The organism is Draconibacterium sediminis (assembly GCF_000949475.1).
Taxonomy (GTDB): domain Bacteria; phylum Bacteroidota; class Bacteroidia; order Bacteroidales; family Prolixibacteraceae; genus Draconibacterium; species Draconibacterium sediminis.
Genome location: NZ_JRHC01000001.1, coordinates 342,756 through 359,162 on the forward strand (window position 1 = coordinate 342,756; position 16,407 = coordinate 359,162).

The window sequence follows — 16,407 nt, forward strand, 5'->3', positions numbered from 1 at the left end:
TGCCCGCACAAGATTTGCCTTTTGGACCGCCTTCGAGAAAAAGCGTTAAGAAAATAAATGGAGAGAACGTTAAAAAATCAAGTCTGTTTGACGCTCGTTAGCCCTGAAGTATGAAGGGCTAAAAGGAGAGCCTGTCCCGATCGGTAGCATCGGGAAGTTTCTTGATTTTAGTGAAAGGAGTTTATTTTTAGCTTTTTATCGTCAGCGGTGGCTTTTTTGAATCCTTTTTCAGCTATAAGAAAAAGGATTTCCTGTCTGGAAAGACATGGTTAGAGTAGACTTTAATTGAAAATAGCTATCAGGTTAATTCACTCTTATTCCAGCATATGAATCCTTGAAGTCAAGATTATTATAAACTTCTAGCGATTATCAATCTTCTCAGGATTCAAATCATGGTTTTGCATACGAAACCAGGCCATCTCTTCATATTTCGTCCCCGGTTTTCCGTAATTTGAAAACGGATCGATGCTGAGGCCTCCACGTGGCAAAAATTTTCCCCACACTTCAATGTACTTTGGATTCATCAAAGCAATCAGATCCTTCATTATAATGTTGATACAATCTTCGTGAAAAGCACCATGGTTGCGGAAACTGAACAGATAAAGTTTAAGGCTTTTGCTTTCCACCAACTTCTCATCAGGAATGTAACTAAGGTAGATGGTAGCAAAATCGGGCTGCCCGGTAATGGGGCACAAACTGGTAAACTCAGGACAGTTAAATTTTACCCAATAATCATTTTCAGGATGTTTATTATCAAACGATTCCAGCACATCAGGACGATAGTTAAAATCGTAATTCGTTTCGTTTCCCAGGTGTTTTAATTCGCTCATTGTTCTGTCTAGTAATAAATGTTCTAAAAATCCTCAATTACTCATTCACTCAATTACGTATTCTCCTTCTTTTCCAAATATTTTTCCAGCCCTTTATTCCGCAACTCACAAGCCGGACATTCACCACACCCTACGCCCTTAATGCCATTGTAGCAGGTAACGGTTTCGTTTTGTACCAAATCAAAAACTCCAAGCTCATCGGCCAGTTGCCATATTTCGCTTTTGTTCTTCCACATCAGCGGTGTATGAATCTGATACGGATAATCCATCGACAGGTTCAGCGTTTCGTTCAGCGACACGATAAAATCGTTGCGGCAATCGGGGTAGCCGCTAAAATCGGCCTGGCCTACACCTGTTACCAGATGGTGTATATTATGCACCTTGGCAAAAATAGCGGCGTAGGTTAAAAACAACATATTCCGGCCTTCCACCAGCGTATTGGGTGGCGTGTCTTCCGGTTTATTGCGATCTACCTGCATGCTATGGTACGTTAACGAATTCCGGCTGAGTTGCGAGATCAGATCCATCGGAAAAACCTGCAAAGGCACACCGGCTGTTTCGGCGATTGTTTTTGCCGATTCCAGCTCAACAGCATGGCGCTGACCGTAGTTAAATGCAATGGCATAAACCTCTTCGAATTCGCGTTTAGCCCAAAACAGGCAGGTGGTAGAATCCTGTCCGCCCGAAAAAACCACCAGTGCTTTTTTCTTGTCTATAAAAGTCATTTTGCCTAAAGTGTATTAAAGCATTCTTGCAATGAAGCATTTCTGCATTCATAAATCAATACCTCAGTCCTTCAAACTTCAATTTGAATGGGTTATACGAAACGTGGTAGTCATAGGTATCAATACCTTCCACTTTTTTCACTTTGCCAACCACCCAAATGGTAAGCGGAAGAACGGCAATTTCGTAAACGGTTTTGATAATTGCCTGTGTTACGATCATGGTTAGCAGCGCATTTACAGGGAATATTCCGGCAAATGCAATGGTAATAAAAATGGCCGAATCAGCTCCTTCACCAGCAAGTGTTGAAACCACTGCACGCAGCGAAAAGCCTTTTCCTTTGGTAAGTACCTTAAATTTACTCATAACATACGCATTCAGGAACGAGCCCATCAGGTAGGCGAGCATACTGGCCGCTACAATGCGCGGGGTACTGCCCAAAACGGTTGCAAAGGCATTCTGGTTTTCCCAAAAAGGTGCGGCATTTACCGAAATTGCAAGCGTAAAGAAAATTACGGCGAGCACATTTACTCCAAATCCTGCCCAAATAATGAGGCGGGTTTTCTGGTAACCCCACACTTCAACCAGCACATCGTTAATAATATATGCCAATGGGAAAATCAATACTCCGGCCGGGGCTGACCACGGACCGATCATCATAATTTTTGAAGCAAGAATGTTGGAAATCAATAAGCAGGTGGCGAAAAGAATACCTGCAAGCATAAACAGAACGGATACTTTATTCTTCATTTCTCTTGTTTTTTACGTGGTTATCAAGAACACGTGGTTAATACGCCGCGAAGATATAAAAATTTCAATATCAGTAAACAAGGGTTTTTTATTTTGGGAATAATGAAGCTCTTACAGATGGGGTAGAAGCAGATCCTTTACCCCTTTGGCTGTCACCATTTCCCCTCGGAAGGGGAAACAGCTTTGAAAAGCCAAAGCGGATTATGTTGCAGGTCCGGCTCAGAGCATGCTTCCCTTGCAAGGGGAGCTCCCGTTGGCTGACGGGTGAGGGGTAGGGGAAGAATGGCCTAAGTAATCCCCAAAAGAGAATAGTTACCCTATTCACGAACCAAACACTTTGTTTATTGTTTTGATGTATATGATTAAACAAAAAATGAATAAAAAAACAATAGTACAACACAGCGCCTATGTTTCGCTAATTCTGCTTAGCTTTATAACAAGCTGTTCGTTAACAGGCTGTTCAGGGCAAAAGCAAATGATAGACAATAGTGTGGTGAAGGAACTGGACCTCGAAAAGTACCTGGGAACATGGTACGAAATTGCCCGTTACGATCATCGCTTTGAGCGCGGAATGGTGGGCGTTACTGCTAATTACTCTTTGCGCTCCGACGGCAAAATAAAGGTAGTAAACAGTGGCTACCAAAATACGCTTGATGGTGAATATTCCGAAGCGATAGGAAAAGCCAAAATTCCGGATCCGGAAAATGAACCGGCTAAACTAAAGGTCTCCTTTTTCTGGATATTCTATGGCGATTATTACGTGCTGGAGCTGGATGAGGATTACCAGTGGGCCGTGATTGGCAGTAGTTCAGATAAATATTTGTGGATATTAAACCGTACTCCGCAAATGGCACCTGCAGTGTACAACGATTTGTTGAAGCGAATTGCAGATCGGGGATACGATACTTCAGCATTAATAAAAGTAAAACAAAAAGTAAACAGTTAAAGAGATGGCATTCTATCAATTTAAACGCGAACAATTTATAAAAAGCAACATCAGCGAGGTGTGGGATTTTATATCCAGGCCACAAAATCTGAAGCGCATTACACCAATTTACATGGGTTTCGATATACGCACACCCGATTTGCCCGATGAAGCTTACGAAGGGATGATCATCGCCTACACGGTGCGGCCATTACTGGGAATTCCTACCACCTGGGTAACCGAAATTACACATGTGGAACCGCAAAAATATTTTGTTGATGAGCAACGTGTTGGGCCATATAAACTCTGGCATCACGAACATCATATCGAGGAAGTAAAGGATGGCGTGTTAATGAAAGACATTGTGAGCTACAGTCCGCCATTGGGTGTTCTGGGGCAAATTGCCAACGCATTGGTTATTCGCAAAAAGCTGGAGGAGATTTTTGATTACCGAACAAAGGCTTTTGAGGAGATATTTCCGGGATAGATTGTGTTAAGAACCGAAATCTTCCAGGTTACAATCCGTTTTGCACTCCGCCAATAATTCCTTAAATTATACCAATTGTTTTGAGAGTGAGCCTAAAGCGAAACTCTGAGATTACAATGGTTGATGTCGATAGTAAAGAGAAGAATCTTTGGGAATAAATGAAGCAAGGGTTTAGTTCGATTTCTAATCGGTATTATTCATCAGAAAATGTGTTGCTGATGCAGAAATTTTACATTCTAACCACTTTTATTTTCCTGTTTTTCACCTCGCCTTTGCTTGCCGGTGCGACATTTGTGCAACAGGATACCACACATACCGACACTACGCTGGTCGACCAGTTTCTGGGTTTGTTTCAGGAAAGCGATCTCGACCGGATTCCTGAAATCAAACGTTCGCGGAGGCAGCAGGTGGATGCACTGTTAAAATCCATACTGGAAGAACCCGGCAAACTGCAGTTTAGCGGAGTGGCAACAGCATCGGTTCAGGTACCGCTTGAAAATGATCAGGTATGGAAAGGGGTTGGCACGTTTGATATTTTTGCTTTTGTAAGTTTTGGGCCGTCGGCGCTATTGTTTTTCGACCTGGAAGCCGGAGGAGGACAAGGCCCTGATGCTCTTATTCCGAATGTTTCGGTGTTGAATGCTGATGCGGGTGGTGGCGATGGTAAAGGCGAGAACCTCATCGTATTGGAAGCCTGGACCGAATTTAAAATGTTGAAAGATATTTTCACAGTTACTTTTGGGAAGCTGGATCCAACAAACTATTTCGATAATAACCTGCATGCCAACGATGAAACCTCCCAGTTTATAAGCGGAGTGTTTGTTAATAACCCGGTTTTGCCGGTGGGAGTCAACAGTCCGGGAATTCGTTTTCGTACCACATTTGTAAAACGTTTTTACATTCAATACGGGCAGTTTATGGCCAACCCGCAGGAAGAGAATATTATGAAAAATCACCTGAAACTATTGGAAACCGGTATTAAACTTTTCGCAGAAAGCGGATGGGAGGCCAATTTCAGAGTGTTCGGTCATGAACAACCTCTGGCCGGCGATAGTCGGGGATTTGGTATTTCTTTCGACCAGTTGATTGCCAACCACTTCACCATTTTTGGGCGTTATGGTGCAAACAGTAAGGAACTGGCCCAATGGCAAGGCATAAAAAATGCCTGGAGTGGAGGTGTTGGTTTCCGGCAATATATCCTGAATCGTGAGCTCAAAGTCGGGCTGGCCTATGCCGAAACGCAAACAACAGCTTACGAAAATCCCGAGCAAATGGCCGAATTCTATTTCAGTACCCAACTCAATCGGTGGGTATTTATCTCGCCTCATGTGCAGTGGATTAAAACCTGGCGCTCCGAAGATTCTGAGCATTTTCTTGCAGGGCTACGAATTAATTTGAGCTACTAAAATTGTAAGCAGGAAAATATTTCACCGGCCGGTAAACAAAAAGAAACTAAAAGGTCTTAAAATATATTAAGAAGGTTTACGTTTTGTAATTACACAACGGTCATAATAAAATTACTACTTATGAAAACAGAAAAGAAATTTTTAGTTGCACTGGCCCTGATGACGGCCATTTTTATATCCTGTAGCGATGATGGGGATATGATGAACGACGGCGAATCGTTATTTGGTGTGCGTATTGAAGCACTGAATACAGAATTTAGTTTACCGGTTCAGACTTCAATGAAATCTGTAACAATAGACGCTGAATCCATTGCCTGGGATTCGGCACATCTTGTGGTTTCCAGCATTAAGTTCGAGGCGGAATTAAAAAGTGTGGTTACCGGCGAAGACTCGATTGAAATTGAATACAAATGGTATGGCCCCCAAATGGTTGACTTGCTGAACAACGAACTTACCATGGGTAACTTTGTGCTTCAGCCGGGGTATTACGACGAAATTGAACTAAAAGTAAGCGGATTACAGGAAAATGCCGGCGACAACCCCGTGTTCTACCTTGCAGGAACTTATACCAACGACACCGGAACGACGCCTATTGTAGTGATGGTGAATCACGATGTATATTTTAAAACCGAAAAAGAAAATGTGGAAGTCACCGAAGAGGAAATCGATTTTACCTCAATCATTCAGCTTTATTTGGATGAACTGATGGCTGATGTAGATGTGGCCGATCTTGATAATGCAGAGTTGGTAGATGGTGTGTTGCTGATATCATCTGATCACAATACCGGAATTTATCAAACCATTATCGGTAACCTGGAGCACGATCATCGCACGCATTACAAACACAAACATCACGACGATGACGATGAGCATGATGGTTATGATGATGATCACGACGGTCATGACGATGATTAAGGAATACTATATCAAATAAAAAAAAGACGCCTGAAGAAATTTCCGCTTCAGGCGTCTTTTTTTCTGAAAGTCCTCATCTTTTTATATGTATTGCCGTTTGAGTTTCGTCCGGGAGCACCATCTGGCTTCGATCTGCTTTCTTTGCCGGACGATTTCCCTTTGGTCATTTCATCCCGGCGCTACACACCGGGTTATTCTCATTCGACGCTTCCAGCGTCATAAAAAACTTGCAATTCCTACATTGCAGGTCTAAAACTCGCCTTAATTTTGTGATTCAGTTCAATATCCCGAAGGGATAAAATGTGACTAACCTCGGGTGAAACCCGGGGTTGGTGTGCGGTAGTTTAAAGGCGCAATCAGTAAGCGATTCAACGCACAATCGTTATATGCGCCTTGTAATCTGTCCATTTCTATGAAATGCAGTCAACAGGACTCACTTCCATCTCTGTTGGTGAGAATTGGGAATCATGCATGTTCATTTTATTCTGTCCACCCCGGATCGTATTTCAATTTGAATTCGCGAATCAGGTTAAAACCAAAATACAGGTTTCCATCGCCCCAACTACCTGTACTGTTGGTATAAACAGCCTGGTGAAACATCCTGTTGTTGTTCGACAAAACCAGTTGAAACAGGTGTCCTCCGGTGTCGATGTCAACACCTAAAGAAAGCGCATTGTCTCCCATAATATCAGAATTAAACGGAGCCAGATATTCCAGGTTTGCGGATACTTTTTTAGAGATTCGGACCGCGGCAGCCGTTCCAAGAGTAAATACCGAAAGGTTTTCCCCAACATCATAGAGATACCCGGTTTCTAAAAACCCCGGCGAAAGATGCAAGGCAAATTTACCAATGGTTTTCGATAGGTGAAGTTGTGCATTCCACGACAATTTATCCGAGAAGTTGTCTGAAGCTTCAGGGAAATAATCGCGAATTGTAGGTATAGAACTTCCAACGCTTAACACAGCCGAAAAAGGAAAATCGCTCTTTTGCTGAACAAGCCGGTATTTCGCAAAAGCGTCGTAAGTTTTTAACCAGGTACTACGCCCCACGCCAAGGTTAAAGTTATCGCCAAAGCCATACTCAAAACCCAGTCGCATTGAGGCATCATCAAGGCCAAATAATTCGTAAAGGCCGCCGCTGATGTCGCCAAAACGGTGTTGGATCAGCAGTCGTAATTCGCCATCGCCCGCCAGGTTGGCCGATTGACCATTTACAATACGCGTTCCCTGGAAAGCATTTTCAATCCCATTCTCTTCTTCCTGTCCCGAAGCTGCACACGTAAGAATTACATGAAGCAGTAAAAACAAACTAATTCTTTTCATATTATTCGTTTAGCGTTTAATTAATTTTCTGATTTGCAATTCGTCGCCATCCTGTACGTGAACAAAGTACAATCCTTGAGGTAAGTCAGAAATATCAAGTTCAGTTCTGTTACTCCTATTTGTTTGGCGAACCGAGCGTGTTTTTCCACTGATATCGATCATCCGAACCTCTACGTTTGTAATAAATTCCTGGAATTCGAGTGTTACTCTATCGCTTGCAGGATTTGGATACAGGATAAATGAACTAAGTTGCTGTTCACGAACACTGGTAACATTAAAAATGTCGGTGAAATTTGTATTATGACTGAAATTCAGAATGGTATCGCCAAGTACCTCATTGAGCTCCAAACGCCAGGCGTGGTCGGTTGGAGGAGCGTCATAACTGCCGCTGCTGTTGTGGTCAGCATAAAAATCAATGGTATACGACTGGCCTGTTTCAATTCCGTATGCCACAATTTCAAAATCGGCTTCAACTGTAACTTCGGTTTTGTATAACTCTGTGCCGTCACTTTTATCGATTACCCAAAGATGAAGACTTTGGCCCTCGTGAGGATTCATTCCCGAGAACTGCACCGTAAGTTTATTTTGCCACATAATGTCGGTAAAGTTTGTATTGTGGGCAAAGTTAAGCGTGGCATCGCCCGTTACATTGTTCAGCTCCATTTGGTAAGCGTGGTCGGTTGGCGGAGCGTCGTAGGTGCCGTTTCCATTGTGGTCGGCAAAGAAATTTACAAAGTACGAATGATCTGTCTCCAATCCTGAAACCTGTACCTGAAATTCAGCATTTATAGTTTCTGTGGTTCTGGCAACCTCTTTCCCTGAATCCTTTTCAACTACCGATAAGTAAAGCATTTGCCCAACATGAGGATTCATGCCCGAGAACTGAACGGTTAGCATATGTTTGCCGGTGTTGTTTGCCGGTTGTACTACTATTGTACCACGCATTCCCTGTCCTGCGTGCGGATCGCATTGGTAATTGTTCGTTCCGGCAGTAGTAAAAGTATGCGAAAAGGTCCATCCCGTTCCAACTGAGTTTCCAAACGATTCCGGATTGTCGGGATACGTGGATGTAGTGCCATTTACATTGTGCGAGCCGTCGGTGTTTCGCCATTCAACAACATCGCCAACATTTATGGTTAGTTCACTGGGAGTAAAAACATTGCTCGTAACCTGCACAACGTGCGTGGTTTGTGCGTTGCTCACCGCGGCCGAAATTAGCACAAGAACTACTAATAATCCGCTAAGTTTTCCGTGTAAAGTAAAATTTGTTTTCATAGGCCTCAATTTTAGATTTTAATGGAATAGAAGATGATTATATCTATAATCGGCAGAAAAAAGAGGCAAATCTGTTGTTAATTGTCCTTATTTGTTTTTAACCCAAGTGGCAAATACATTGGACAAACACTAAAAATACTGGTCAGTAAAAAGACGATTGCAACCACCAGTAAAATGATTCCCAGCGTTCCACTTACAGTTCCTGTAAAATAGAGTACAGCAAGCACTGCGGCCACAATAATTCTTAAAACCCTGTCAACGATTCCCATGTTTTTCTTCATCTCTTATATTTTAATTTTGTTAACGATCTAATTGTCAATTTTATACATTGTTGTTGATACATCTGTTGTCCCTGAACCTTTCCTGCCATTGTAAACAAGTGAAAGGTATAAAGTGTTGAGAGTTATCATTTCTAGTTAACACTATTCTTGTTTTTCAAGCTTATCTTTCAACCATTTATTGGTCACACTTTTAGGCCGTATAATTGGTTGGTTCAATCCCAGGGCAAGAACACTTTGGGCACAAAATCCAAGAACCCGGGAAAGGCCGAATAATACAGTATAAAAACCGTATTTTTTAATTCCGTAATGATAAAGCAGTGAACCGGAAATAGCATCTACGTTGGGATATGGATTGGCTACTTTTCCTCCTTTATAATCTTTTAAAATGTTGGGTACCACATAGTATAGTTTTTTTACGGTTTGCAGGTAAGCAGAATTGGGGCAGTACTTATTTCCAAATTCCATAAATGCTGAGAAGCGCGGATCGGTAATCCGAAGCACAGCATGTCCGTAACCAGGGATAACTCTTCCGTTTTCCAGTTCATTATTGATGTAGGCGGTAATATCGTCGGTTGTTGGCGAATCGCCCAATTGAGCGTGAATACCCTGAATAAACTGCAGACATACCTGGTTTGCCAGTCCGTGTAATGGTCCGGCCAGTCCGTTAAGCCCGGCCGATGCCGCATAATAAATATTTGAAAGTGCAGAGTTCACTACCCTCGAGGTAAAGGCACTTACGTTTCCGCCCTCGTGGTCGCAGTGCAAAACCAAATAAAGCCTTAACAGCTCCGAAAATGAACGCTCGGAATTTACTCCTAACATTTGAGCAAGGTTGTTGCTCCAGTCGAGTCTCGGGCTGTAATCTATAGGCTGCTTTCCCAACAAATGAATACGATAAATAGCAGCGGCAATTGTTGGTAGTTTTGATAAAAGATTCAACGAATCTTCAAGGGTATATTCCCAGTACTGCGCTTTGGTCATTTCCGGTGTGCCATAGTTTTGTTTAAATACCGACCGCCCTTCCATGGACAGAATACACATGCTAAATAGGGTCATGGGGTGCATTTTTTTTGGCAGGCTGCGAATAAACGACCACATAAACTTCGGAAGTTTCGATCTGGCGTTGATTTCTTCCCGCAATTCCGCCATTTCATCGTCATCGGGAAATTTTCCGGCACAGAGCAAATAAAATATTTCTTCAGGAAGACGGTCTTCAAATTCCGGAATTGAATATTCGCTGATAAACAATCCTTTGTAAGGATCAACAAAAGATGTATTACACACCAGTGAAGTCATTCCCCGCATGCCACCCAGCAACTGTTTTACTTTAATTTCTCCAACGGTTGTATCGGCATGGTTCTTCAGAATATCGGCAATTTCCCCGCCCAGAATCTCCTTTCGCTTGTTTACATTCTTTTTTAATAGTTCCATGGCTTACAATTTATCGACGAAAGTTTAGGCCACTTTATGAGCAGCCTAATCTTGCTGTCCGTTACATATTTATTTACTGCGATTTAAACGATATGGTTTCACATCCTGGCTTACTTGTAATCGTATACTCTTACATTAAAATCGGATAGAAATAGGAGCCTGCTTCAGATGAAGAAACGCTGTAGTAAAAAATTAAATAAAAAGGCCGGGGCTGTGTATTTTAAATCAATACAGCCCCAGTATATAGAGATTCAATCTATTCAATAATAACTTGTTTCACTTCACTATGCATTCCATTGTGGAAATCCAGAAATTCTTCCTGACCGCCATAAATTTCCCATACTAACTTCCGATTAAGTTTTGTCTTTTTTTGACCGGATAAAGCATTATAGGAACTGAAGAAATAGGTTTTGAAATTATTGGAAAGACCATGTTTTTCAGGATTATAATGAGTATAAATATCAAGTATTCCAAGTATTCATGTTGGTCAATTTCTAATCTTTTGAATTTTGGGTCAAATAGGTTACTAACTCCGTTTTCCTGTTTATTTATAGCCATTGCATAGCTTGTAAATAATCGTCCTAGTTGTTTACTGGCAAGTTTCCCAATCTCCTCTTCATTTTGAAGTAAAGGCCGGGGCTGTATTTTCGATTCAGATACAGCCCCGGCCTCTACCTCATCTTTAATTTTTACTATTAGGTGAAAATGGTTGGGCAACAAGCAGTATGCAAGAATATCCATATAGTGCATTAGGTATCTTTCAATTAGCAAGAGGAAATAATGATAATTTGGAGTTGTGAAAAAGATCTTTTCCCGATTGATACCGCGGTTAAACAGATGGTAATAACCACCTCCCAAAAGTGGTGTCTTTGTTTTTATTGAAGGCATAATGCCATCAAGATAAGCATTATATAAATTTTTGAAAGAGATTGGAGATAAACTTAACGGCCGGGACTGTGTATTTTAAATGAATACAGCCCCGGCCGTTATTTCAGAGTAGTGGTGGAATTACCAAATTTGCTTGGTTATTGCTCAAAATTAAGCGACCAATCGGGAAGGAACCAACCCGTTACCACCTCTGTTTTGCGAAGATGTGGTTGTATATTCCCCCATAACTCGCTTAGTTTTTCCGAATAGTTTTCCTGAAGAGATGCTTCCAGTTTGCGCATCGACAACGGATTTTCCGCCCGGTCCATAACGATCCAGCATGGCGAGTCGTAACCCAAGGTAACGGTATACAAATCCCAGCCCCAGTTTGCGTCTGTGCTCTTGCTAAATTCAATATATTTTTTCACAGCTTCTGCCATTTCTTTATCGTGGCCGGCTTTTAAATAGAAAAAGGTCCATTCGCAATACCGGTTGTCTCTTGTCTGGCCGGCATAATCGTCGGTATGGTACGACAGGTCTTTATTCCAGTGAATAATTGTTTCGCGCGTTGTAGATAGATCCCTGATTTTTTTGTTGGAATCAAAACCATCATCTTTCATTTTTTCGCCTAATTCGCCAGCTTTTGCAAACACCTGGTCTAAAGCTGCAAAATTCTCGAAAGGCACTACCCAGTAAAACGAACTTACATCGGTTCTGTAGGTATACACTGGCACTTCGAATTCAAATTTTTTCCAAAGATCAATCGCCTCTTGCTGCATTTTGTTAAACGATGGCAGATCGGCAGGTTGTACAAACTCTTCAAATACTAAAAAGTTCTCGGGCATGGCAGGTGCCTCTTGTGCCTGTAGCGAAACAATTCCCATAAAAAGGAAAAGACAAATAATAATTCCTGTTGTTTTCATTTGGTTAATTTTTTTGATTTACTCTTGTCTTTACGAAATCAGATTGAATTGGTTATCAATGTGTTTTGTGGTCAGTTTACCTTCTTCTAAAACATTTAATGCCATTTCCAATAATCCTTCATCGTTAATCCTTCATCGTTAGTCCTTCATTCGTAGTTGTTTATCGAAATCATTTCGTAAAACCGATGATACGTGTAATTTTTGCAAAGAATTATGGGAAACTTGTTTAATGAGGATTCCGTTAAAGCCAAAATGAAGTTAACAGACTAAAAACTACCGCTGCCATGTCATCAACATCTCGCTTATTTTACATCGATAACCTTCGCATTTTTCTAATCTGTTTGGTTGTATTGTTACATTTTAACATCACCTACGGAGCGCCAGGCGACTGGTACTACAATGAATCGGAAGCCGGTATGCCGGAAATGATACTTCAGGCCATGTTTAATATTACCAACCAGGCCTTTTTTATGGGTATGTTCTTTTTTATATCGGCCTATTTTACGGCCGCTTCCATAAAACGAAAAACAACGGGACGGTTTTTAAAAGACCGCCTGGTACGCCTGGGAATTCCTTTGGTGGTTTTTTATTTTTTCCTGAATCCGTTAACCAATTTTATTCGCGATTATTTTATCAACCACCATGCGATAACTTTTACTGATTATCTCACCAATCCGCGTGCCTGGGGTTTTGGTCCCTTATGGTTTGTTGAAACCCTTTTTATTTTCACCCTGCTTTACCTGCCATTCAGTAAGCTGAAATGGAACATTAAAATGAGTTTTCCCGGTACAGGAATGTTGGTGTTGGGAGCATTTATTGTTGGCTTAAGCCAGTATATTATACGGCTGTGGTTACCGGTGGGATGGAGCATGCCTTATACCAATTTACAGTTCCCGTTTTTTGTGCAGTACATTGTTATGCTGGTTTTTGGGGTTATCGCCTACAACAACAACTGGCTCGAAGCCATTAGCTTTAAAAGTGCCAAACGCTGGTTTATTTTTGCGCAGGTAATGATCTGGGTAGCGCTGCCTGTAGTGCTGTATGTTGGTGGAAAGGAAAAAGGTATTGAGGCTTTTGTGGGAGGTGCAACCTGGCAGAGTTTTGTATGGGCTATTTGGGAGCAACTGGTTTGTGTGGCAATGATCATCGGACTGTTTGGCCTGGCAAAAAGATATTTCAATAAACAAGGTATTTTGGCGCAGCAATTATCCGGTAGTGCATACGGCGTTTTTATTTTTCATGCACCCATAATTGTGGCATTAAGTGCCCTTTTTGTGGGTTGGCAAAACATCAATCAATTGCTTAAGTTAGTAGTGCTGGCACCGCTGGCCTTGGTGGTTTGTTTTGCACTGGCCTGGCTCATCCGGCAAGTGCCGGGAGTGAAAAAAGTGGTGTAAATTCACGTAATAAAACCAGAATTACTAAGACGAATAAGCTTACTTTTTTAACGAATACAAACTATGCTGAAACGCCTGCTTTACTTTGTACTGTTGGGTTTTATTGCCGGATGCAGTAATCCCGGCGGAGAACTTCTTTTTATCGAACCCAAAGAAACAGATGCTTTTCAATACCCCTATTTCCTGTTTATACCGAAGGGGGTGTCAACGGATGAAAAGGCTTTTGTGTTAATAGAACCCAATAATTCGGGATTTGCCGACGATGATCTGCAAAATCATATTGAAAAAGCTAAACGTACCGCAACGAAAGACTTCTATCTCGGAAATTATGTAGCCCGAAAGCTCAACTGTCCGCTTCTGGTTCCGGTGTTTCCCCGCTCAAAAACAAACTGGAAGATTTATACGCATGCCCTCGACCGCGATGTGATGTTGCAGGAGGAACAACCCTTAAAACGAATTGATCTGCAGCTTATCGAAATGTATAAACACGCACAAAACCTGCTAACCGATAAAGGAATTCCGTCGCACTATCAGTTTCTGCTAAGCGGATTTTCTGCCTCAGGAACGTTTGCCAACCGCTTTACCCTGCTTCATCCCGACCGTGTTCGTGCTGTGGCCGCCGGAGGACTCAATGGCTTATTAATGCTTCCTGAAAACAGCCTTGATGAGGAAATACTAAACTATCCGATTGGCACCAACGACATGAAAGAATTAACCGGTAGTGCTTTTCAGAAAGAAACCTTTTTAAAAACACCACAGTTTTATTTTATGGGGCAGCTCGACGATAATGATGCCGTGCCCTACGACGATGCTTTTTCGCAAGCAGAACGGGAACAGATCTTTAAACTGCTGGGCGAACAGATGCTTCCCAAACGATGGAAAACGTGTAGCCGGATGTATCAGAATGCAGGTGTAAATGCCGACATCAGGCTTTACGAAAACATCGGGCATGAACACCCACAGGAAGTAAAGGAAGATGTTGTTGCGTTTTTTGAGGAGGTCGTGAATGAAAATCAAACACCACCTCCCCTCTGATTCCGTTGCACTACATCAGCGGTACTCCTCCTCAAAGGAGGAGAAACTATTTGCATTTCAATTCGATTTTGAACTAAAAATAAGCATGGAGCACGAAAATTTAGCTACGCTGATTTTCAATTCCCCACTTGTCAGGAGGGGGTATCCGTCAGCCGACGGATGGGGTGGTAGTACTATCGCATTTTTTACCCCTTGTTTTTATATAAGAGTGATTAAGATTGCTTCTCCCGATTCGTTTTACTCATCGGGATCGCAATGACACCCGGTTTAGGGTTATTGGGCAGCGGAAAGGATAGAATCGTGCAGGGATGAACATGTTTATTGTCCGCTGCCTACTTAAACTTGAATCCCTGTCATTGCTAGGAGGGACGACGAAGCAATCTTCCTTAACAACCTATTAACCTCACACCCATTTGCGCCAACTACTTTTTTGTTATTTTTGAGAAAAACCATTTTAAAATCTCATCATGAAGAATCGACTACTTCTAGCCGTATTTACATTTATTTTAGTAAGCTGTTCGCAGCAAAAAGGAAACAACTGGCCGCAATACCTTGGCCCCGACAGAAATGCCACAATCACCGATGCAGGAATACTGCGCCAGTGGCCCGAGAATGGCCCAGATAAAGCCTGGGAATTCCCGCTGGGACCCGGTTATGGCGGAGCTGCAGTATATAACAACGAGGTGTTTGTCCTCGACCGCATTAAAGGTGAAAGCGATGTGTTACGCTGCATCGATCTGGAAACAGGAACCGAAAAGTGGAACTTTACCTACAAAGCTGAGGGCGAATTGCCCTACCCGGGTTCACGGGCCGTGCCGGTGGTTGACGATAACTATGTGTGGAGTGTTGGGCCGCACGGGCACTTTCATTGTATCGACAAAAAAACACAACAATCCGTTTGGTCGCATAACCTGCTGACAGATTATGGTGGCGAACTCGACAACTGGGGGTTTTCGGCATCGCCAATCGTTACCGGCGATTTGGTAATTGTAGCTCCGCAAGGCGAAAAAGCCGGGGTGGTAGCCTACAACAAACTCAGTGGCGAGGTGGTTTGGGAAAGCCGTCGTTTAACAGGCTACCGTTTTCATGTGTCGCCGATTTTGGGCAACTATGGCGGTGTTGAGCAGGTGATTATGACCAGCTCGTGTGTTAAAGGCGATGGATTTACCACCGACGAGGTAGTGTCCTTCGAAGTACAAACCGGTAAAGAACTGTGGAGTTACAAAGGCTTCGATTCGTTTGCCTGTATTGCGCCTCCGGTTGCGGTTGATGATACCCATTTACTACTCACCTCGTGTGCCTACAAAGACGCGTACGATCCGGTAACCATAATGCTGCAAGTAAATAAGGAGGATGAAACATTCAGCTTTAATGAACTTTTCCGCACCGAAGAGGCCGGATGTAAAATGCATCCTCCGGTGGTGATCGGCGAGCATATTTACCTGAACAACAATCACCGTGTAAATGAAATGTCGTGTTTAAACTGGCAGGGCGAAAGCTGCTGGCCCGAAAAATCGGCACCGGGTTTCGAGTTGGGAGCCATCATCATGATCGACGGAATGATTATCAACCAAAACGGTAAAAACGGCGATCTGCACCTGATCGAGCCCACACCCGAAGGCTACAAAGAAGTGGGCAAAGCCTCGTTTTTTACCATGAAAGGGTCGCAAGCCTGGTCGCCAATGGCCTATGCCAACGGAAAACTATTGGCCCGCGACAACGAGAAGCTTGTTTGTGTGCAGTTGAAGGAAAGTTAGGTTTGTAACCACAAAATCAAATCCGGAGGATTTAAACGTTTATAGAAAATATGGATGGCATGAAGGTACGACTCCAGCCGGA

At 42.5% G+C, this 16,407-nt stretch carries 16 protein-coding genes; 7 read left to right on the plus strand and 9 right to left on the minus strand.

What is annotated here, in order from left to right; all coding sequences use genetic code 11:
* Window positions 1–359: 359 nt before the first annotated feature.
* From queF to LH29_RS01350, 3 genes are read right to left on the minus strand one after another with little or no spacing between them, the layout of a single operon-like run.
* Window positions 360–830: a preQ(1) synthase gene (queF, locus tag LH29_RS01340; RefSeq protein ID WP_045025772.1), complete on the minus strand. Its 471-nt coding sequence runs from the start codon at window positions 828–830 to the stop codon at window positions 360–362.
* A gap of 53 nt (window positions 831–883) precedes the next feature.
* Window positions 884–1,555, minus strand: a complete 672-nt coding sequence (queC, locus tag LH29_RS01345) for a 7-cyano-7-deazaguanine synthase QueC (protein ID WP_045025773.1) — start codon at window positions 1,553–1,555, stop codon at window positions 884–886.
* A 55-nt stretch (window positions 1,556–1,610) separates the two neighbouring features.
* Window positions 1,611–2,303 (minus strand): queuosine precursor transporter, encoded by a 693-nt coding sequence (locus tag LH29_RS01350; protein ID WP_045025774.1) that lies wholly within the window; start codon window positions 2,301–2,303, stop codon window positions 1,611–1,613.
* A gap of 373 nt (window positions 2,304–2,676) precedes the next feature.
* On the opposite strand from LH29_RS01350, the gene LH29_RS01355 reads away from it, so the two are divergent.
* From LH29_RS01355 to LH29_RS01370, 4 genes are all read left to right on the plus strand, one after another.
* On the plus strand, window positions 2,677–3,249 hold the full coding sequence (locus LH29_RS01355) for a lipocalin family protein (protein WP_082063535.1): 573 nt from the start codon (window positions 2,677–2,679) through the stop codon (window positions 3,247–3,249).
* Between the two features lie 4 nt (window positions 3,250–3,253).
* Complete coding sequence (locus LH29_RS01360) at window positions 3,254–3,715, plus strand: SRPBCC family protein (protein WP_045025775.1); 462 nt, start codon at window positions 3,254–3,256, stop codon at window positions 3,713–3,715.
* Window positions 3,716–3,933: 218 nt separating this feature from the next.
* A complete protein-coding gene (locus LH29_RS01365) occupies window positions 3,934–5,121 on the plus strand; it encodes a carbohydrate porin (protein ID WP_045025776.1) in 1,188 nt (395 codons plus the stop codon).
* 120 nt (window positions 5,122–5,241) lie between these two features.
* Entirely contained in the window at window positions 5,242–6,036 is a 795-nt protein-coding gene (locus tag LH29_RS01370; protein ID WP_045025777.1) for a hypothetical protein, read from the plus strand.
* Window positions 6,037–6,516: 480 nt separating this feature from the next.
* Here LH29_RS01370 and LH29_RS01375 read toward each other — a convergent pair whose 3' ends face one another.
* The 6 genes from LH29_RS01375 to LH29_RS01400 form a co-directional block, all read right to left on the minus strand.
* The gene (locus tag LH29_RS01375; protein ID WP_045025778.1) at window positions 6,517–7,359 is read right to left on the minus strand and encodes a DUF5777 family beta-barrel protein; all 843 of its coding nucleotides are present in this window, start codon (window positions 7,357–7,359) and stop codon (window positions 6,517–6,519) included.
* A 9-nt stretch (window positions 7,360–7,368) separates the two neighbouring features.
* The gene (locus tag LH29_RS23520) at window positions 7,369–8,634 is read right to left on the minus strand and encodes a T9SS type A sorting domain-containing protein (RefSeq protein WP_052670512.1); all 1,266 of its coding nucleotides are present in this window, start codon (window positions 8,632–8,634) and stop codon (window positions 7,369–7,371) included.
* Window positions 8,635–8,711: 77 nt separating this feature from the next.
* Window positions 8,712–8,915, minus strand: coding sequence for a YgaP family membrane protein (locus LH29_RS01385; protein WP_045025779.1), 204 nt, complete (start codon window positions 8,913–8,915; stop codon window positions 8,712–8,714).
* Between the two features lie 141 nt (window positions 8,916–9,056).
* Window positions 9,057–10,346, minus strand: coding sequence for a citrate (Si)-synthase (locus LH29_RS01390; RefSeq protein WP_045025780.1), 1,290 nt, complete (start codon window positions 10,344–10,346; stop codon window positions 9,057–9,059).
* Window positions 10,347–10,688: 342 nt separating this feature from the next.
* A complete protein-coding gene (locus LH29_RS01395) occupies window positions 10,689–11,234 on the minus strand; it encodes a transposase (protein WP_045025781.1) in 546 nt (181 codons plus the stop codon).
* Between the two features lie 137 nt (window positions 11,235–11,371).
* Window positions 11,372–12,136: a hypothetical protein gene (locus LH29_RS01400; RefSeq protein ID WP_045025782.1), complete on the minus strand. Its 765-nt coding sequence runs from the start codon at window positions 12,134–12,136 to the stop codon at window positions 11,372–11,374.
* A gap of 284 nt (window positions 12,137–12,420) precedes the next feature.
* Here LH29_RS01400 and LH29_RS23525 point away from each other — a divergent pair, with 284 nt between their 5' ends.
* The 3 genes from LH29_RS23525 (at window position 12,421) to LH29_RS01415 (ending at window position 16,325) form a co-directional block, all read left to right on the plus strand.
* Window positions 12,421–13,533: an acyltransferase family protein gene (locus tag LH29_RS23525; RefSeq protein ID WP_082063372.1), complete on the plus strand. Its 1,113-nt coding sequence runs from the start codon at window positions 12,421–12,423 to the stop codon at window positions 13,531–13,533.
* Window positions 13,534–13,596: 63 nt separating this feature from the next.
* Window positions 13,597–14,568 carry an alpha/beta hydrolase family protein gene (locus tag LH29_RS01410; protein ID WP_045025783.1) on the plus strand — a complete coding sequence of 324 codons (972 nt, stop codon included), beginning with the start codon at window positions 13,597–13,599 and terminating at the stop codon, window positions 14,566–14,568.
* A gap of 467 nt (window positions 14,569–15,035) precedes the next feature.
* Entirely contained in the window at window positions 15,036–16,325 is a 1,290-nt protein-coding gene (locus LH29_RS01415; RefSeq protein ID WP_045025784.1) for an outer membrane protein assembly factor BamB family protein, read from the plus strand.
* Window positions 16,326–16,407 lie beyond the last annotated feature (82 nt).